Origin of the sequence: Arthrobacter sp. BB-1 (assembly GCF_006151685.1) — a bacterium.
Lineage (GTDB): Bacteria > Actinomycetota > Actinomycetes > Actinomycetales > Micrococcaceae > Arthrobacter.
The window spans coordinates 62,749-80,735 of sequence record NZ_VDEV01000033.1; the positions used below are offsets into that span (position 1 = coordinate 62,749).

At 64.9% G+C, this 17,987-nt stretch carries 15 protein-coding genes and 1 pseudogene; 7 read left to right on the plus strand and 9 right to left on the minus strand.

The features are described 5' to 3' along the window. Positions 1-744, minus strand: a complete 744-nt coding sequence (locus FHJ30_RS17915; RefSeq protein WP_139030608.1) for a hypothetical protein — start codon at positions 742-744, stop codon at positions 1-3. Positions 745-944: 200 nt separating this feature from the next. Here FHJ30_RS17915 and FHJ30_RS17920 point away from each other — a divergent pair. Beyond that, positions 945-1,589, plus strand: a pseudogene (locus FHJ30_RS17920) (DNA alkylation repair protein). A 6-nt stretch (positions 1,590-1,595) separates the two neighbouring features. On the opposite strand, the gene FHJ30_RS17925 reads toward FHJ30_RS17920, so the two are convergent. Beyond that, positions 1,596-2,510: a LysR family transcriptional regulator gene (locus FHJ30_RS17925; protein WP_139030609.1), complete on the minus strand. Its 915-nt coding sequence runs from the start codon at positions 2,508-2,510 to the stop codon at positions 1,596-1,598. Between the two features lie 279 nt (positions 2,511-2,789). On the opposite strand from FHJ30_RS17925, the gene FHJ30_RS17930 reads away from it, so the two are divergent. The 5 genes from FHJ30_RS17930 (at position 2,790) to FHJ30_RS17950 (ending at position 9,191) form a co-directional block, all read left to right on the plus strand. Next, positions 2,790-3,869 (plus strand): PrpF domain-containing protein, encoded by a 1,080-nt coding sequence (locus FHJ30_RS17930; RefSeq protein ID WP_139030610.1) that lies wholly within the window; start codon positions 2,790-2,792, stop codon positions 3,867-3,869. A gap of 81 nt (positions 3,870-3,950) precedes the next feature. After that, the gene (locus FHJ30_RS17935; RefSeq protein ID WP_139030611.1) at positions 3,951-5,162 is read left to right on the plus strand and encodes a tripartite tricarboxylate transporter substrate-binding protein; all 1,212 of its coding nucleotides are present in this window, start codon (positions 3,951-3,953) and stop codon (positions 5,160-5,162) included. Between the two features lie 8 nt (positions 5,163-5,170). Continuing rightward, positions 5,171-7,141 (plus strand): tripartite tricarboxylate transporter permease, encoded by a 1,971-nt coding sequence (locus tag FHJ30_RS17940; RefSeq protein ID WP_139030612.1) that lies wholly within the window; start codon positions 5,171-5,173, stop codon positions 7,139-7,141. A 39-nt stretch (positions 7,142-7,180) separates the two neighbouring features. Then, on the plus strand, positions 7,181-7,561 hold the full coding sequence (locus FHJ30_RS17945; protein ID WP_139030613.1) for a universal stress protein: 381 nt from the start codon (positions 7,181-7,183) through the stop codon (positions 7,559-7,561). Between the two features lie 184 nt (positions 7,562-7,745). Beyond that, positions 7,746-9,191, plus strand: coding sequence for an SLC13 family permease (locus FHJ30_RS17950; RefSeq protein WP_139030614.1), 1,446 nt, complete (start codon positions 7,746-7,748; stop codon positions 9,189-9,191). A 284-nt stretch (positions 9,192-9,475) separates the two neighbouring features. Here the strand turns inward: FHJ30_RS17950 and FHJ30_RS17955 are convergent, their stop codons facing one another. Beyond that, positions 9,476-10,777, minus strand: a complete 1,302-nt coding sequence (locus FHJ30_RS17955; protein ID WP_139030615.1) for an Nramp family divalent metal transporter — start codon at positions 10,775-10,777, stop codon at positions 9,476-9,478. 117 nt (positions 10,778-10,894) lie between these two features. Beyond that, positions 10,895-11,830, minus strand: a complete 936-nt coding sequence (locus tag FHJ30_RS17960; RefSeq protein WP_139030616.1) for a dihydrodipicolinate synthase family protein — start codon at positions 11,828-11,830, stop codon at positions 10,895-10,897. Between the two features lie 162 nt (positions 11,831-11,992). Between FHJ30_RS17960 and FHJ30_RS17965 the strand changes: the two genes are divergently transcribed. Then, a complete protein-coding gene (locus FHJ30_RS17965; protein WP_139030617.1) occupies positions 11,993-13,021 on the plus strand; it encodes a LacI family DNA-binding transcriptional regulator in 1,029 nt (342 codons plus the stop codon). 18 nt (positions 13,022-13,039) lie between these two features. Here FHJ30_RS17965 and FHJ30_RS17970 read toward each other — a convergent pair whose 3' ends face one another. The 5 genes from FHJ30_RS17970 to FHJ30_RS17990 form a co-directional block, all read right to left on the minus strand. Continuing rightward, complete coding sequence (locus FHJ30_RS17970; protein ID WP_139030618.1) at positions 13,040-13,228, minus strand: hypothetical protein; 189 nt, start codon at positions 13,226-13,228, stop codon at positions 13,040-13,042. A gap of 142 nt (positions 13,229-13,370) precedes the next feature. After that, positions 13,371-13,835, minus strand: coding sequence for a pyridoxamine 5'-phosphate oxidase family protein (locus FHJ30_RS17975; protein WP_139030619.1), 465 nt, complete (start codon positions 13,833-13,835; stop codon positions 13,371-13,373). Between the two features lie 10 nt (positions 13,836-13,845). Further along, positions 13,846-14,295 carry an SRPBCC family protein gene (locus FHJ30_RS17980; protein ID WP_139030620.1) on the minus strand — a complete coding sequence of 150 codons (450 nt, stop codon included), beginning with the start codon at positions 14,293-14,295 and terminating at the stop codon, positions 13,846-13,848. 139 nt (positions 14,296-14,434) lie between these two features. Then, the gene (gene ppsA / locus FHJ30_RS17985; protein ID WP_139030621.1) at positions 14,435-16,828 is read right to left on the minus strand and encodes a phosphoenolpyruvate synthase; all 2,394 of its coding nucleotides are present in this window, start codon (positions 16,826-16,828) and stop codon (positions 14,435-14,437) included. A 149-nt stretch (positions 16,829-16,977) separates the two neighbouring features. Continuing rightward, positions 16,978-17,796 carry a pyruvate, water dikinase regulatory protein gene (locus FHJ30_RS17990; RefSeq protein ID WP_139030622.1) on the minus strand — a complete coding sequence of 273 codons (819 nt, stop codon included), beginning with the start codon at positions 17,794-17,796 and terminating at the stop codon, positions 16,978-16,980. Positions 17,797-17,987: the final 191 nt, after the last annotated feature.

Below are 17,987 nucleotides of genomic sequence, written 5' to 3' on the forward strand. Positions count from 1 at the left end.
CTACCCCGCCGGCCGCAGCGACGTAATCATCCGCTTGATGTCCCGGTACTCCTGTGTCCCCGCGTACAGCTTCGCCTTCTCCAGGTACGGCAGAGAGGCATCCCCGGGAGTCCGGTTCAGCTCGGGGTTGTAGAACGCCCCGAACGTGGCGGCATTGGGCGGCCAGGTGAAGAAGTGGAACATGTAGCAGGCTGAATCCCCTTCGGGATGCGGCGCGGACGTGATGCCGTAGGCCGCTGCAGGGGTGTCCGGCGGGCCCGCGGCGGCGCTGTTGCCGCGGGTTTCAAACGTGTAACGCGGCACGGTGCCGTACTGCGCCAGCTGCGGCATCTCCTGCGATTCCAGCACGGAATAGGGATACTTTTCGGTGCAGGTGGAGCCGGTGGCCATGTTGGTGCGCAGCGTCGCCAGCAGCCGGCCATCCTCGCTGGTCACCTCCGCGAATGCCCCGCCGCCCTCCGCCAGCTCCCCCGCCGGGTCCTTGATGTTCCACGTGGACGGAAGGTCGAAGGACAGGTCACCGGCCGCCGTGGTGTACGTGGTCCAGGAGGCCGACGGCGGCGACGTAACGGCAGCGCTGCCGGTCGCGCTTGGGGAGGGTGCCGCCGTCGTCGTTTCCGTGGGGGTCGCCGTGGCGGAAGCGCCCGACGGCGTAGCTTGCGGCTGGGCGGCCGGCCCACCGCACGCAGTGAGCAGCGAAGCTGAAAGAAGTACTGCCGCGCCGGGCCACACTGACCGCCGCATGTCCGCCTCCTTGAGGGCCGTTTGTGATCCCTTAATTGTCCGGCCGCCCCGCGGCCCGGGACCTGTTAGTCAACCGATTGGAGCCAAACCGTTGCCCTCATAACAAAACCGCTCTTGGCCGTAGGCTGGATTCCGCACACGATGGACAGGAGGCCGCGGTGGCTGAGACGACGTTGACCGGGGCGGGCGTGGCGGAGCTGATGGCCGAACTGGCAGGGCTCCAGGACCCGAGGGCGCGTGAGGTGAACTAGAGGCACGGCGATGACCACGGCGTGAACCTCAGCAAACTGCGTGCCATCGCCAAGCGGCTCAAGACCCAAGAGGAACTTGCCCGTGACCTCTGGGCCACCGGCGATACCGCGGCGAGGCTGCTGGCGCTCCTGGTCTGCCGGCCAAAGGCGTTCGGGCGGGGCGAACTGGATGCCATGCTGCGGGAGGTGCGGGCGCCCAAGGTGCAGGACTGGCTGGTGAACTACGTGGTGAAGAAGAACCCGCACGCCGAGGAGCTGCGGGTGGCCTGGCTGGCCGATCCGGATCCGGTGGTGGCAAGTGCCGGCTGGACTTTGACGAGCGAGCGCGTGGTGAAGGCGCCTGACGGCCTGGACCTTGAGGGGTTGCTGGACGTGATCGAGGCGGAGATGAAGGACGCCCCGGACCGGCTGCAGTGGGCCATGAACACCTGCCTGGCGCAGATCGGTATTGAGCATGTCGGGCAGCGTGGCCGGGCACTGGAGATCGGCCAGCGCCTGCAGGTGCTCAGGGACTACCCCACGTCCCCGGGCTGCACCTCACCGTACGCGCCCACGTGGATCAACGAGATGGTGCGCCGGCAGGCCGGTAGGTAGGGGCCGTCACCGGAAGTCGGCCGTTGACTCCTTGGCCACCTCCAGGAGTGTGGTCTGGAAGGCTATCTCGGCGGCGGCCCGCACCCTGTCGTGCCGGTGCGCGAGCAGGACCCGCCGGGAGGGTGCGGTGGCGCCAAGGGAGACGATGCTGACACCCGGGTGTTTATTGACGACGGCGGTTCGAGGGGCCAAAGCGATGCCCAGCCCCACGCTGACCATGGCCTGGGCTTCCTGGTAGTCGTTGGCGTGGAAGGCGATCCGGGGCGTGAAACCGGCTGCACGGGCGCTGCGTTGGAGCACCTCCACCACCGGGTGCGCTTCCTCGCGGACAATCCATTCCTCATCGGCAAGGTCGGCCATGTCCACCTGCTTGCGCCGGGCCAGCCGGTGGTCCTTTCCCACAACGAGGGCGGTTGCGTCCTCGAACACCGTGGTGAGGGCAAAGTCCTCCGTGTTGATCCTGCTCCATTCGTAGTCCCAGAGCAGGGACATGCCCACCTGCCCGTTCTCCAGCATTTCAACCAAATCTTCAAAACGGCTGCTGCGCACGTGGAGCTCGATGGCGGGGTACTGGCGCTTGAACTTGCTGATCACCAATGGCAGGAACGAGCCTCCCAGTGTGGGGAAGGTTCCCATGGTGAGGCTGCCCCTGTTCAGTCCGGCGATTTCGGCGAGGTCAGCTTCCGCGGCAGCCATCTGCCGCAGGATGCGGCGTGTGTGCGCCGCCAGGACGTGGCCGGCATCCGTTGGCACCATTCCGCGGGTCTGCCGCTGGAGAAGCGGCTGGCCGATCTCCGATTCCAGCCGCCGCAGCTGCTGGGATACACCGGACGGCGAGTACACGTGCTTCTCTGCTGCCGCCGTGATGGATCCCAGTTCCACCACGTCCAGCAGCAGTTCCAGCCTTCGAACGTTCAGCATTGGCGCGTTCCCCTTTGAAGTGTTTCTTACATCCCCTGAAGAATTCTAACCCGGACCTTCATCCAAGGCCTTAGCGCGGGACCATTTGACAGCACGCGGCAGGCACACGGGTTGTGAAGACACAGGAAACGTCCCTCAGTCCGAGTAGTGATTGAAGTAAAACTGCAGCATGGTGCAAAAAATTGCGTTTGTAATTCAATGAAGTGACACATCACACTTGGTGCTAGCCGAAAGGCTGAACCGCCCAAAGAAGGGCCCCAGGAAGGTGTGAAAGCAATCATGTTTAGAATCCCAGCAGCGTGGATGCGGGGCGGAACCAGCAAGTGCTGGGTGTTCGAATGGGACAACCTCCAAGTCCCCGGAAAGACCGTGGACGAAGTATTGCTCCGGTTGTTCGGCAGCCCTGACAACCGCCAGATTGACGGTGTGGGCGGGGGAACCTCCACCACCAGCAAGGCCGTCATCCTGTCCCGTTCCACCAGCGCCGAAGCTGACGTCGACTACACCTTCGCCCAGGTGGCCATCGAGGAGCACAAGGTTGACTGGGGCAGCAACTGCGGCAACTGCTCAGCGGTGGTGGCACCCTACGCAATTGATCGCGGCTGGGTTGATGCCGGCCAGGACACCACGTCGGTCCGGACCCTGAACACGAACACCGACCAGCTCATTTTGCAGAAGGTCTCCACCCCGGACGGAAAGCTCCAGGAAACCGGAACCCTCATGATTCCCGGTGTCCCCTTCCCGGGCCTGTCCGTAGGCATGGGTTTCTTCGATCCTGCAGGACGGACAACCGGGAAGCTGTTTCCCACCGGCGAGCCGGTGGAGAAGGTGACCTTTGACGGACGGGAAGTCCCGGCCACGCTGATTGATGCCGGTGCACCGCTGGTCATCCTGGAGGCTGCTTCCGTCGGACTCACCGGGCATGAAACCGCCGCGGAGATCGATGGGCGGGCGGAACTCCTGGTGCACCTGGACGACGTGCGGCGGGACGCAGCCGTCCGAATGGGCCTGGCTGCCACGCGGGCCGAGGCCGAGCGTGCCATCCCGAAGCTCGCACTCGTGGCCCGGGCGCCGTTGAATGACGGGGCCGACCTGGTAGTCCGGATGCTGTCGATGGGCAAGCTCCACCCTGCCCTGGCGATCACGGGAAGCGTCGCCCTGACCATGGCCGCACAACAGGAAGGCACCGTGGTGCGGGACCTGATATCCACCGATGCTTCCGCAGGGCTTGCCATGCGCACACCTGCAGGCCTGGTTCAGACCTGGGCAGAGATCCGCGACGGCATCCCCGTTGTGGGCACCCTCAGAAGTGCCCGCCGCCTGGCCGACGCAGAACTGCTGCTGCCGGAAACCTGGTAACCGCACCTCCCCAACAATCTGCCCCTCGCGCACCTGGAAGGCGCTGCGGCGAGACAGGCACCCGATCAAAGGATCTTCTCAATGACGAGCAACAAGTCATCCTTGGAACCACCCGGAAGCACCCCGCAAGAATCACTTGCCGGGCTCTACGAAGAAGCCGACCAGCCCGAGCCGCCCAAGCACTCCCGGCGGACCATCCTGTCAGCCGTCGGCGCCTTCGCCTTGCTGGGCACTGCCACCACAGTGCTCGGCGGAAGCCTGCTGAACCCGCCCTCCAGCACGGAAGACGGCGATTTCAGCGGCGAAACCCTGGAATTCCTGATCCCCCTCGCCTCCGGCGGCGGCACCGATACCTGGGCACGGTTCATCGGCACCGAACTGACGAACTACGTCCCCGGCCGCCCCGGTTTCGCGCCCGTGAACGAAGCAGGCGGTGAAGGCATCCTGGGCACCAACAGGTTTGCCCGGTCGGCCAAGACGGACGGCACGGAAATCCTGGTGGGCACGGCGTCGACCGTTGTCCCCTGGGTGCTGGGGCGCTCGGCTGTGAAGTATTCGTTCGAAGACCTCAAGCCCGTCGTCGTCAACGGCACGGGCGGAGTCATCTATGCCCGCGCCGAAGCAGGCGTGTCAGGCCTGCAGGACCTGATAAACCGGGACACGCCCTTGGAATTCGGCGGCATCAGCGCCACCGGCCTGGATATAACCACCCTCGTGGCATTCGACCTGCTCGAAGCGGACGTGACGAGCACGTTCGGCTTTGAAGGCCGGGGGCCGGTCAACCTGGCACTCCAGCGCGGGGAAATCGACCTGGACTACCAGACCACCTCCGCCTACGGCTCGGCTGTTGCCGGCATCGCCAAGGAGGGCAAGGCCGTTGTGCTGATGTCCTTTGGCCAGCTGGACGGAGCCGGCGAGGTTGTCCGCGACCCCAACTTCCCCGACGTACCCACTGTCGCGGAGGCCTACGAGACGCTCCACGGAAAGAAACCCTCGGGCGAGAAGTTCGAGGCCTACAAGACCCTGCTAGGGCTGACCTACACCTACCAAAAGGGCCTGTGGGTTCCGCAGGAGACTCCCGAAAGGGCCTATGAGCTGCTCCGCCATTCCAGCGAGGAACTCGGGACGGACAAAGGCTTCCAGGACAAGGCAGCCAAAGTGCTGGGCGGCTACCCCCTCATCGCGGACACCGGCGTGGCAGACCGCGTCCGTGCTGCCTACACCGTCAGCAGTTCCGTCCGGTCCTATGTCACAGGGCTGCTCGCGGACAAATACAACATCCACGTTGAATAAGGACCATCATGCTTGACTCCGCAATGGCAGCGCTGGCATCCCTCGCTGACCCCTCCCTCCTCATCATGCTCTTGATCGGCACTGTAGCCGGCCTGATCATGGGCCTTATCCCGGGACTTGGCGGCACGGGAGCCGTGGCCATCCTCCTGCCCATCACGTTCGGCATGGAACCGCCCCAGGCGCTGGCCCTCCTGATCGGCGCCCTCGCCGTCGTCCATACCTCCGACACTGTTTCCGCCGTCCTGCTGGGCGCACCCGGATCCGCCTCGGCGAGCGTCACCATGCTGGACGGCTACTCCATGGCGAAGAAAGGCCAGGCCGCCCGTGCGCTGACACTGGCATTCCTCTCGTCCATGGCCGGCGGCATCATCGGCGCCATCGGCCTGACCCTGGCCATACCGCTTGCCCGGCCCCTGGTGCTCTCCTTCGCCAGCCCGGAACTGTTTATGCTGACCGTCCTGGGTGTGGCCCTGGCCGCAGTCCTGTCGCGGGGAAACATCATCAAGGGCGTCTCCGCCGGCCTCCTGGGCCTGGTCCTTGGCATGGTGGGAACATCACCCACCACGGCTGAGGAACGCTTCACCTTCGGCAGCCTGTTCCTCGGCGATGGCTTGTCCCTCGTGGCCGTCGCCCTCGGAATCTTCGGCCTGGCTGAAATCGCATCACGTGCAAGCCAGCGCCGCGGACAAAAGCAAACCATCACCCTCGGCGGCGGCTGGGGCCAGGGCATCAGGGAGTGGCTGACGCACTGGACCCATGTCATCCGCGGAGCGCTCATCGGCATCTGGGCCGGTGTGCTCCCCGGCGTCGGTGCAACAGCGGGAACCTGGCTGGCCTACGGGCAGGCCGTTGCCACCGCCAAGGACAAGCGCCAGTTCGGCAAGGGAGATCCCCGCGGCATCGTTGGCCCCGAAAGCGCCAACAACTCCGTGGAGGCCGGCGACCTGATCCCCACCCTGCTCTTCGGCATCCCGGGCGGTGTTCCCTCCGCGATGCTCCTCGGCATGCTCCTGACCTATGGCATCCAGCCGGGCCCTTCGATCATCACCGAGCACCTGGACCTGATGTACCTGATCGTCTGGTCCTTCGCCATCGCATCGATCCTCGGCGCGCTGTTCTGCTTCCTCAGCGTCAAGCAGCTGGCAAAGCTCACCAAGGTGCCCTTCGCCGTCCTGGCCGCGGGCCTCGTTGCCGTGATGCTCCTCGGTTCCTTCCAGGAGGGCGGCCAGCTGGGCGACCTCTGGGTGATGATCATCCTCGGCGTGTTCGGCTGGCTGCTGAAGTCCACCGGCTTCCCCCGGGCCCCGTTCCTGATCGGCTTCGTGCTGGCAATCCCGCTGGAGCGCTATTACTTCCTCACGGACAGCCTGTACGAAGGCTTCGACTGGATGGCCCGGCCCGGCGTCCTGGTCTTCCTTGCAATCCTGGTCCTGCCAATGATCTGGGCCTTCATCAAGTTCATCCGCGCCCGCCGCAACAGCAACTTCGACGACGGACACCGGGACGAACAGCCGGAGGACGACGAAGCACCCCTCAAGAACTCCACCTGGTCCCTGGCAGCATCCGGCATCTTCGCCGTCGCATTTGCCGCAGCCCTCATCTCGTCGGCATCCTTCTCACCGGAGGCAAGGCTCGTCCCCCAACTGGTGAGCATCGGCGGGCTTGTCTTCTCCGGGATCTTGCTGTTCATCGAGATCCGGGCACGGGTGCGGACCAGGACCGAGCGGGCCGGCTGGACGCTCGACGCCGGGTTCGCGATGAAAACCTTCGCATGGATGACCGGTTTCCTGGCGCTCACAGCGGTGTTCGGGTACCTCGTGGCCGTGACGGTCTTCATCCCCGCGTTCCTGCTGGTGGTGGCGAGGGCACGCCTCAAGGTCGCCATCATCTATACAGGCGTGCTGTACATCGTGCTCCTGGCACTCCCCTCGCTGCTGCCGATCGACCTTCCGCAAGGCTGGCTCAACACATTCGTCTAGCATCCCCTACCCGTTTAGAAACCATTGGAGAAAGACAACATGACGGTACTTGTGGCCTATGCGCCCGCTCCCGAAGGCCGGGAAGCACTCACGGAAGGCATCAAGGAAGCGCACCTGCGAAAGTCGGACCTCCTGATTGTCAATATCGGCCGGGGGCACCATGACCTCAACGACCACGAGATCGCGGAACTGGAAGGCAAGCTCTCCGACGCCGGGCTGGCGCTGACTGTCGAGTCCTCGGTTCTGTCCGATCCGGGAGATGCAGTGATCCAGATTGCGCAGGACCGGGACGTCGAAATGGTGGTCATCGGCCTGCGGCACCGGTCCATGGTAGGCAAGCTCATCCTGGGAAGCACCGTGCAGCGGATCCTCCTGGATGCCACCTGTCCCGTGCTCGCCGTACGGGCCGACAAGCTGTAAGAACCGCGCGACCCGCCGGACCCCGTCCGGCGCGCGTGCCGCCGTTCACGCACTCCACCGCAACAGGAAACCCGAAAGACGGGCGCGGGGACAGCGCGGCACGCACAGGAGGCAGGGTCATTTCCGGGCCCTGCCTCCCTGTATGCAGCCACCTTCACGACACGCACCACCAAGGACAGCCACCATGACCAAGACCGCGCAGCCACTTGCAGACCCGGCGAACGCCGACACCCAGGACCGGCCATCCCGGGCATCCGCCCGCCGCCGCCGTATCCTGCTGGTGGCGGCCGTAACCACACTCCTGGGCTTGGGCGCCTTCCTGCTGGGCAATGCCATCTTCAACCCGGCGGCCGCCACGGAACCGGAGCCTGCCATGACAGCTGTTCAGATCATTCCCCTCGCCATTCTGGTGGTGATGTTCGTCGTCGCCACGAAATGGCCGCTGAACATCGGGGTGATGGGGCTGGTGGCGTCCTTCGGCGTCGGCTACTTCATGCTTGGAATGACGGACAAAGAGATCCTCGCGGAGTTCCCCGCCAGCATTGTCCTGACCATCATTGGGGTCACCTACTTCTTCAGCATGGCCCAGCGGAACGGCACGATCGGCATTATTGTCCAGGCGTGTGTGCGCGCCGTCAGGGGAAGGACAATGCTTCTTCCCTGGGTGTTCTTCCTCATGGCCGCCGCACTGACCGCACTGGGGACCTTCTCCCCGGCCGCCGTCGCCCTGCTGGCCCCGGCCGCCATCGGTTTTGCCTATGAATCCCGGATCCACCCCGTCCTGATGGGCGCCTTCATCATCAACGGGGCCCACGCGGGAGGCTTCTCTCCGCTGTCCGTGGCCGGTGTCCTGGTCCACGACATTGCGATGGAAAACGGCTTTCCCATCTCCCAGGGCTCGCTCTTCGCCGCGAGCTTTGCCCTCAACCTCATCCTGTCAGTCCTGACCATCGTGCTCTTCGCCCTCCTGGGCAAGCTCCGCGACAGCAAGGGCGGCCAGCACGCGGATGTTGACGCGTCACTCCCCGGGCGCCCCCACGGCCAGCAGATCCTCACCCTGGCCCTCATCGCGGTGATTCTGGTGTGCACGCTGGGCTTCCACATGCCGATAGGTTTCGTCGCCCTCTCCGCCGGCCTCCTCCTGGCATTGGTCAACATCAAGGAACACCAGACGTTCATTGGCGGCATCTCGTGGTCCACCGTCCTGCTGGTGGCGGGCATGATCACCTATGTCTCCCTGCTCCAGCATGTGGGAGTAATTGATACCCTCGCCGAGCATGCACTGGCATTGGGCGCGCCGCTGGTCATAGCGCTCGTCCTTTGCTACGTCATCGGCGTCGGCTCGGCCTTTGCCTCGTCAACGGCTCTGTTGACTGCGTTCATCCCCATGGCGGGCCCGCTGCTGGCCACCAGTTCCCTGAGCGCCTCCGGCACGGTGGCGGCCCTGGCCATCGCCGCCACAGTGGTGGACGTCTCCCCCTTCTCCACGGACGGGGCACTGATCGTAGCCAACGCCCGGGCGGATGACCGGCAGCGCGTGTACCGCCAGCTGATGGCCTACGCCGGCGCGGTAGTGCTGGCCGCCCCGCTGCTGGCCTGGGCCATGCTGGTGCCCACCGGCATCATGTGACCTCCCAGCCCTGGCAGGACAGCCCCGGCAGGACAGTCCCGGGCGAATGCAGGCAGGCGGGCAGATGGCGAAGCCCCCGCGCGAGTCAAGCTCCAGCGCGGGGGCTCCCTGGCTTCCGTGTTGGGGAAATAACGTGGAAACAGACAGAAATGTACCCGCTGGTAACCTCACCGAAAGTCCATTTTGCGGGGGTCGCCGGGAATCTTGATCGAACCTTGAGGAACCAGCAAGTGCCCCGGCCGGAGATCGGCCGGGGCACTACTGATGTTTCTATGGCCTGGACCTCACGAGCCCAGGAGGAGCGTGATGAGGCGGATGGATGAGGCCACGATGGTGACCAGGCCGATGGCTCCAAACAGGTTGTGCCACCAGCGGTTCCGCAGCTCCCCCATAACTGCCGCCTTGTTGCTCATGATGAACAGCAGGACCCCCAGCAGCGGTGCGATGAGGACTGTCAGGGACTGGGCGATGACGATGAGCCCCACGGGGGAGGACTGGAACGAGAGCGTGATGATCAGCCCGAAGGCGAGGATCAATCCGGTGACGATGCGTGCCGCCGGTGATCCGGCATGGGCTCCCCTTCCCATCGCGTCGGAGAGCATGGTGCCGCCGGCCGTGGCGTTGGCGATCATGGACGAGAAGGCGGCCCCGGAGAGTCCGAGGGCGAAAAGCATGGAGCCGACGGGGCCTGCGAGGGGTTCGAAGATGGAGGCAAGGGCGGTGATGGAGCCGGCTTCCCCGCCGGTCTTGCCCAGGACAGCAGCTGCCACCAGGATGACCAGGGCCGTCATGATGCCCGGGGCAACGATTCCAGGGATGGTGTCCGCAAGTGTGATGTCCCGGTAGTCGGCGCGGGTCCGCCGGTGTTCTTTGATGCCGTAGGACGTGTAGAACGCGGCGTTGATGGAGAAGTTGGTGCCTACCAGGGCAACGACGAGGATTTCGCTGCCGGCAGGCAGCGTGGGTGCCATCCCCTCAAGGGAGCGGTACCAGTCCGGCTGTGCGACGACGGCGCTCGCCACGAAAGCGACAGCCATCAGCGCAACAATCACCAGGAGAGCTTTTTCGATGATGCCATAGACGTTACGGAAAGCGAGGACGAAAGCGACGGCGGCCGTGCATACCACCGTCCAGACCACAGGGGAGCCGCCGAACACCAGGGACAGGCCGAGTCCGGAACCCACGGCGTTCCCTACCGAGAACATCAGTGTGATGCCGAAGACGCCAAAACCCGCAAGTATCCCGACCGGTTTTCCAAGATGATCCTTGATGGAGGTGATCAGTGACGTCGGTGTCACGATCCCCAGGCGCACGCTCATGTCCGTGAAGAAGATCATCAGGATGGTGGAGACCGCGATCACCCAGACGAGGCTGTAGTCGAAGCGGCTGCCGGCCTGGACTGCGGTGGTCAGGTTGCCCGGACCGAATTGCCAGGCCCCCACCACGAACGCTGGTCCCATCAGCGCAAGGTAGCCAAGGAAGGTTCGGCGTTTTCCTGTTCCTTCAGGAGCGGGGCTTACATGTGGGGCGGCCATCTGCTGTTCCCTTGGTCCGGGACGGGTGATGGTCTTATTGTGCTCGCGCATCTGCGAGTCTTCCTTCTACAGCTGTTTGCTGTGGGTCGTCATTGACCGGGTGGAGAGTTCAAAAAGCGGTGACCGGGTGGCGGGCATTGCGCCCGCCACCCGAAGCGTCCGAGGGAATCAGACAGTAGCGGTGACGCTGCCGAGGTTGGCCGACTTCAGTGCCAGGGCGATTTCCTGGCCGGCACCTTCTGCCAGGGGCAGCAGTGGCGGGCGGACCGTTGCGTGTTCCAGGATGCCGCGGGCAACCAGGCCCTCCTTCAAGGCCACTGTGCCCTCCATGTGGGATCCGCGGTGGTACACATTCTTGGTCACGGGCAGGAGCCGGTCATGGATCGCGCGGGCAGCCGCGTAATCCCTGGCCTTGCCTGCTGCGATCAGTTCCACCAGCGGCTCCGGAGCGAGTCCGCCGTAGCCCACCAGGGCGCCGTCCACGTCAAACATGGTGTGCAGGAGGTACTCGTCATGGCACGTCAGGATCTGCAGGTCCGGGAAAGCCGCCCGGAGTACCGGGATCTCGGTGTCCCAGCGCTTCATGTTGCGGACGCCGTTCTTGGTGGCAAATACGCCTTCCTGGCCGGCGATGTCGAGCTGGGTCTCCAGGTCGTAGGTGGCCTTGGTTGCATCCGGGTACTGGAACAGGATGAGCGGCAGCCCGGAGGTTTCATAAATTTCCTTGTACCGGGTCTGCGGAGCACCCTTCTGGTATCCAAAGCGGAGCCAGCCGTGGGACGGGTAGACCAGGCCAGCCTCGGCTCCGGCTTCCACGGCGCGCTTGGCTTCCAGCGCCGCGACGGTGTTTCCTTCGCCCGTGATGCCGGCGATGATCGGAATCCCGCCGTTCACCGCATTCTTGAATTCGCGGATCACCAGGGCCTGCTCGTCCTGCGTCAGGAAGGTGCCCTCGCCGGCGTGGCCCAAGACGACAAGGCCCTTGACGCCCTCCACGCTTGCCAGCCAGCCCCCCAGGCGGTGGATGGCTTCGACGTCAACGCTGCCGTCGCGGTTGAAAGGGGTGACAGGGGCGGGAACCAGCCCGCGGAGATCGATGGTCATTTCACTACCTCTAGTCTTCATTGATGGTCGGCAGTCCCGCCATGAGAACGTTTGCGGGAACGTTTTCATTGTGCGCTGTGCTCTACGTCACTGTCAAGAGAACGTTTGCAGAAAGGGGGAATAGAGTGTCTTTACACCGCCCCGCTCAAGAGGAGACCCGACATGGAGCCCACGGCCCCCGGCACGATCGTGACGCTCAGGGACGTCGCTGCGGCCAGCGGCGTCAGCATTTCCACCGCTAGCCGCGCGCTCGATGAACGAACGGCTTCCCGTTCCGCCGCTGCCGCACACGTGCGGAAAGTCGCGGAAGAGCTCGGCTACCGGAGGAACTCCTTCGCCTCGAGCCTTCGCCGGGGGGAGACCAGGACCCTGGGCGTGCTTGTTCCCCGCCTGAGCGACACGGTGATGGCCCTTATGTTTGAGGAACTGGAACGTGCCGCTTCCTCGCGTGGATATTTCGCCATGGTGGCCACCAGCGGCGATGACCCGAACGACGAACGCCGGGCCGCGGAGACGCTGCTCGACCGGAACGTGGACGGGCTGATACTGGCGACGGCGCGCCTGGATGACGAGCTTCCGCGCCGCCTGCGTGAGCGGCGGGTAGCGCACGCCCTGGTGCTCCGCACGGACGGCGTTAGCCCCTCCGCACTGGGAGACGATGAGGTAGGGGGTTACCTCGCGGTCCGCCATCTCATAGATCTTGGACACCGCGACATCGCCGTCGTCACAGGACCGTCATTTACGTCGACAGGGATTGCCCGCCTTGCTGGAGCGCGCAGGGCCCTTGACGAAGCCCGGCTTACCGCACGCGACGAGTGGATCATTGCTGGGGGCTACGGCATTGAAAACGGCTTCAGCGCGGGCGAAGCGCTCCTTGGCGCCGTTGTTCGCCCCACCGCCGTTTTCGCCGCTAACGACAACATTGCCATGGGAATCATGGCGGCAGCCCACCGCCAAGACCTTCGGGTCGGCGCCGATTTGGCGCTGGTCGGATACAATGACACACCCCTCGCGGCGAGGCTGCCCACTCCCCTGACCTCCGTGCACGTGCCCCTGGATCAGATAGCACGGACGGCCATTGACCTTATCGTGGAGCCAGGCAAGGAACCAATGGTCAGAACGTCCATGCCCACCCTGATTCCCCGGGAATCAAGTGGCCCCGGGATTCACGGGGGCGCCGCGGAAAAATAACAGGCCTGGGCGGTCCCGCTAGTCGCTCTCCGGCCCGTACGGCTCGTCCGGGTCTTCCTCGGGCTCGAAGGTGTTGGGCTCGGCCTCTGCTCCGATGCCCACGCCATCACCGCGGCCGGGAACACCGCCGTCGCCCTGTCCCTGGCCCGTGGACGCGCCCTCCTGCGGCTCGTCGCCGGGCAGTGAATCCGGTGAACTGATAGTCATCGCTCCTCCTTCTTTGGCCGGTCCTTCACGCTAACAGCCCCGCGCAGGAAAGGCGCCGGTGAGGGGCGAACATTTTATGGCCGACGGCGGCAGGGGGAAGGTGCCGCATCCCGCCGTCGCCCTGTCCCCGGGCCAGGTGCCGCTACGTCCAGTCCGACGAGAAATCGAGCGGCGGCCACCACCGCGTCCGAGCGTGCACCGCGAACCTGCGTCCGGTGACCTCAGTAGGGCTGATCCGGACCAGGTGCTCCTTAAGCCCTGGTTCCCATGGTTCACGGTCCGGATCCGCAAGTTCCAGGGGCAACGCGCCGTCTTCCACGGGTTCGGGAATGCCTTTGACCACCACGCTCCACACCTCGGTGCTGTAGGCGTTCAGGCCGTCTGTCTCCAGCGCCACAGCGGCCCCTGAAAGCAAGGAACGCAGCTTGGTTCCCGGCGCGGTCCGGAAATAGAGCGCCTGCTCGGCGGGCACGATGTTCACCGGGAAGATTTCGGGGACGTTCCCGTTGATGACCGCCAGCCTGCCGATGTATGAGGAGCGCAGGTACTTCCAGCACTCCTTTTCGGTAAGGACTTCGGTGTTCGATCCCGGCTGTTGCATGTCCATGGCACCGATCCTAAGCCGCCGCAGCAGGCGGGTGCAGCTCCAGGTACTTCTTCAGCGCCATCCAGTTGGCGCGCTCCTGGCGGTTGCCGAGAGTCCACACCAGGGGCCCGAGGAGCCGCAGCGGGCCGTGTGGCTCCAGCCTCCAGACCCAGCGGAGCCTGCAGTTGTTTCCCTGCGGGGCGAAAGTCAGCTCGCCGGTGATGTCCATGCCGGCGGTCCGGCTGTGCGACTTCAGCGAACGCGGTGGGTTGAACCCCGTGCATTCAATGGTCACGCGGGTGCCGCGCCGCCCTTTCATGACGGCGGCATACCTGGTTCCGAGGCCGACGGGCCCGGGGGTGAGCTTCTCCACCTGCACCATGTTTGGGTTGTAGAGGGGCTCGTTGGTTTCGTCGGCCACAAAATCGAAGACGGCCTCCATCGGGGCCGCGATCACAATCTCTCCGATGATCGGTTTCAATCGTTCCCTCCATGGCCGCTGTTCGCAGGGCCCGCGCAAACACGGGCCCTGCGAACAGCTTTGACTCAGCCTCGCCGGAGCGGAAGTGCCGAAGGTCCCTCAGCCCTTTGGCCGGCCTGCCAGGCCAGGTTCCCTGGCATCAACGCTGGGCGGCCAGCTGCCTGCCGGCCGCCAGCCGGATCCAGGTGTCCACTACGGTGTCAGGGTTAAGGGAGACGGACTCGATCCCCTGCTCAACCAGCCACTCGGCAAGGTCGGGGTGGTCGCTGGGGCCCTGCCCGCAGATGCCGACGTACTTGCCGCGCGCCCGGCAGGCCGTGATTGCCATTGCCAACAGCTTCTTGACGGCGGGATCGCGTTCATCGAAGCCCTCTGCCACAACTGCCGAATCCCGGTCCAGGCCCAGGGCCAGCTGGGTCATGTCGTTGGAGCCGATGGAGAAACCGTCGAAGTAGTCCAGGAACTCGTCCGCGAGCAGCGCGTTGGACGGCAGTTCGCACATCATGATGACCTCGAGGCCGTTTTCACCGCGCCGCAACCCGTTCTCGGCGAGGAGATCGATGACGCCGCGGGCTTCATCCAGGGTCCGCACGAAGGGGATCATGAGCTTGACGTTGGTCAGGCCCATCTCGTTGCGGACGAAGGACAGCGCCTCGCATTCGAGGTCGAAGCAGTCCCGGAAAGACGGTTCCAGGTAGCGTGAGGCGCCGCGGAAACCGAGCATCGGGTTTTCTTCATGCGGCTCGTAGGCGGGTCCGCCGATCAGGTTGGCGTACTCGTTGGACTTGAAGTCGGACATGCGCACGATGACCGGCTCCGGCGCGAAGGCCGCAGCGATGGTTGCCACTCCCTCGGCCAGGCGCTTGATGTAGTACTCGCGCGGGCTGTCGTAGGCCGCAATCCGTTCCCGGATCACATCAGCCACGTCCGGCGCCTGGTCATTGAGGTTCAGCAAGGCTTTGGGGTGGATGCCGATCTGGCGGTTGATGATGAACTCGAGGCGGGCAAGGCCCACGCCGTGGTTGGGCAGCTGGGCAAAGGTAAACGCCTGCTCCGGGGTTCCCACGTTCATCATCACCTTCACCGGCGCCTCGGGCAGCTGGGTGATTCCCGTTTCCTCCACGCTGAAGTCCAGCAACCCTTGGTAGATGACCCCAGTCTCGCCGTCGGCACAGGAAACGGTGACCTCGACGCCGTCTGCCAGCGCATCCGTGGCGTGCCCGGTTCCCACAACCGCGGGGATCCCGAGCTCGCGGGCGATGATGGCGGCGTGGCAGGTCCGTCCGCCGCGGTTCGTGACGATGGCGGAGGCACGCTTCATGATCGGTTCCCAGTCCGGATCGGTCATGTCCGCGACCAGGACGTCGCCCGTCTGGAACGCGGCCATCTGGTCGATGGCGGTGAGGATGCGGACACTGCCGGCGCCGATGCGCTGGCCGATCGCGCGGCCTTCGGCGAGCACCGGACCGGTTTCGTTGAGGCGGAACCGGGTCTGGCTTCCGGGCGCACGGCGGGACTGCACGGTCTCCGGACGTGCCTGCAGGATGTACAGGCCGCCGTCGACGCCGTCCTTGCCCCACTCAATGTCCATGGGGCGGCCGTAATGCTTCTCGATGGCGACGGCGTGCCGGGCGAGCTGCTCGACGTCGTCGTCCGTGAGGCTGAAGCGGTTCCGCAGCGCAGCGTCAACGGGGACGAAGTCAATGGTGCGGCCCACTTCCTGGCTGTTTGTGTACGTCATCTGGAGGGCTTTCTCCCCCAGGCCGCGCTTGAGGATGGCGGGTCGGCCCGCTGCCAGGGCGGGCTTGTAGACGTAGAACTCATCGGGGTTCACGGCACCCTGGACGACGGCTTCGCCCAGGCCGTAGGAGGACGTGACGAACACTGCGTCCTGGAAGCCGGATTCGGTGTCCATGGTGAACATAACGCCGGAGGACCCGACGTCGGAACGCACCATCCGCTGGATGCCCGCCGAAAGTGCCACATCGGCGTGCTCGAACTTGTGGTGCACGCGGTAGGCAATGGCCCGGTCGTTGTACAGGGACGCAAAGACGTCCTTGATGGCCTGCAGGATGTTCTCGATGCCGCGGACGTTCAGGAAGGTTTCCTGCTGCCCGGCGAAGGACGCGTCGGGCAGGTCTTCAGCGGTGGCACTGGACCGCACCGCCCATGAGAGGTCCGCAGAGCCGCCGTGCTTCTCCACCAGCTGCTGGTAGGAGTTCCGGACCTGTTCTTCGAAATCCGGAAGGAAAGGGGTTTTGCGCACCAGGGACCGGATCTCCTGGCCGGCTGCGGCCAGGGCCGTCACATCGTCGGTATCCAGGCCCACCAGCCTGTCGGCGATCTTCTGGTCCAGGCCTGAATCGGCCAGGAAGCGGCGGTAGGCATCAGCGGTGGTGGCGAAACCGTCCGGTACCTGGACGCCGGCAGAGGTCAGGTTCTGCACCATTTCGCCGAGGGAAGCGTTCTTGCCGCCCACCCGGTCCAGGTCCTTGAGCCCGAGTTCCGAGAACCACAGGATGTCTGTTGTCATAGTTTGCTGCTCCTTTGCAGAGGGTCGCGCGGGATCCGCCCCCGCGCATGGCGGAAGCAGGTAGGTGCGCACAGTTCCTGTCAACACTGTCAGGTCTCCAAAGGTCGTGCCACATGACGTACGCCACACCCGGATTGTGAAACTTTTCCCTAATGCTTGAGGCTCATCTTCTGGAGGATGGTCGCCGCCATTTCCTCGATGGACACACTGGCCGAGTTGAGGAACGGAATCCCGTAGGACTCGTATAAACGCTCTGCGCTGCGCAGCTCGAAACCGCATTGGCGCAGGGAAGCGTAGGGGGAGCCGCGCCGCCGTTCGGTGCGTACCTGGCTGAGCCTCAGCGGATTGGTGGTCAGCCCGAAACACTTCGACACAAAGGGCCTGAGCGGCTTCGGCAGTCCCTCCCGCTCAAAGTCCTCGTCCACCAGGGGAAAGTTGGCGGCGAAGATCCCGTGCTGCAGTGCCAGGTACATGGTGGTGGGGGTCTTGCCGCACCGGGACGGGGCCACCAGGATGACCTGCGCCTTCTCCAGTGCGCGCAGGCTCTGGCCGTCATCGTGTTCCATGGCGTATTCCACCGCGGCCATCCTGGACTGGTACCGGGCAGCGTTCCCCAGCCCGTGCGCCCTGCCCGGTTCCCCGCTGGCCGCTGTGCCGAGGCCCTTTTCCAGGACGCCAATATGGGTCCCGATGAGGTCCACGACGATTCCCTGGCATGTGCCAAGGATCTGCCGTATTTCACTGTTGACCGCGGTGGAAAAGACAATCGGCTGCAGGCCGGTGGCAGCGACGCCGTCAACAGTCTCGACGACGGAACGTGCCTGCCCCGGCGTGGTGATGAATGGGATGGTGATGCGGTCGAAATTGTTCACGGGGAACTGCGTGAGCAGGGTATTGCCGAGCGTTTCCGCCGTGATGCCGGTACTGTCCGAGAGGAAGTAGACGGGCCGGAGGTCGCTGGCGGTCACGATGCTTTTCGCACTTCCACGGCGGCGCCGGAGAGGTTGAGCCAAGTGTCAGGGCAGTGGAACGTCATGGGATGCCTTTCGTTCAGCGACGGTGGGGAACGGGCCCGGCGCGTCCCGCGGGGGCGGCGCGCCATACTGACATCGAGTTTACGGGGGCCGCGGACCGCCCCGAACCAGTGGGCGCCGGGCCT

Bases quoted from the DNA above. Each gene is read 5' to 3' on its own strand.
- FHJ30_RS17915 (WP_139030608.1), bottom strand. From the start codon at position 744: ATGCGGCGGTCAGTGTGGCCCGGCGCGGCAGTACTTCTTTCAGCTTCG.
- FHJ30_RS17925 (WP_139030609.1), bottom strand. From the start codon at position 2,510: ATGCTGAACGTTCGAAGGCTGGAACTGCTGCTGGACGTGGTGGAACTG.
- FHJ30_RS17930 (WP_139030610.1), top strand. From the start codon at position 2,790: ATGTTTAGAATCCCAGCAGCGTGGATGCGGGGCGGAACCAGCAAGTGC.
- FHJ30_RS17935 (WP_139030611.1), top strand. From the start codon at position 3,951: ATGACGAGCAACAAGTCATCCTTGGAACCACCCGGAAGCACCCCGCAA.
- FHJ30_RS17940 (WP_139030612.1), top strand. From the start codon at position 5,171: ATGCTTGACTCCGCAATGGCAGCGCTGGCATCCCTCGCTGACCCCTCC.
- FHJ30_RS17945 (WP_139030613.1), top strand. From the start codon at position 7,181: ATGACGGTACTTGTGGCCTATGCGCCCGCTCCCGAAGGCCGGGAAGCA.
- FHJ30_RS17950 (WP_139030614.1), top strand. From the start codon at position 7,746: ATGACCAAGACCGCGCAGCCACTTGCAGACCCGGCGAACGCCGACACC.
- FHJ30_RS17955 (WP_139030615.1), bottom strand. From the start codon at position 10,777: ATGCGCGAGCACAATAAGACCATCACCCGTCCCGGACCAAGGGAACAG.
- FHJ30_RS17960 (WP_139030616.1), bottom strand. From the start codon at position 11,830: ATGACCATCGATCTCCGCGGGCTGGTTCCCGCCCCTGTCACCCCTTTC.
- FHJ30_RS17965 (WP_139030617.1), top strand. From the start codon at position 11,993: ATGGAGCCCACGGCCCCCGGCACGATCGTGACGCTCAGGGACGTCGCT.
- FHJ30_RS17970 (WP_139030618.1), bottom strand. From the start codon at position 13,228: ATGACTATCAGTTCACCGGATTCACTGCCCGGCGACGAGCCGCAGGAG.
- FHJ30_RS17975 (WP_139030619.1), bottom strand. From the start codon at position 13,835: ATGGACATGCAACAGCCGGGATCGAACACCGAAGTCCTTACCGAAAAG.
- ppsA (WP_139030621.1), bottom strand. From the start codon at position 16,828: ATGACAACAGACATCCTGTGGTTCTCGGAACTCGGGCTCAAGGACCTG.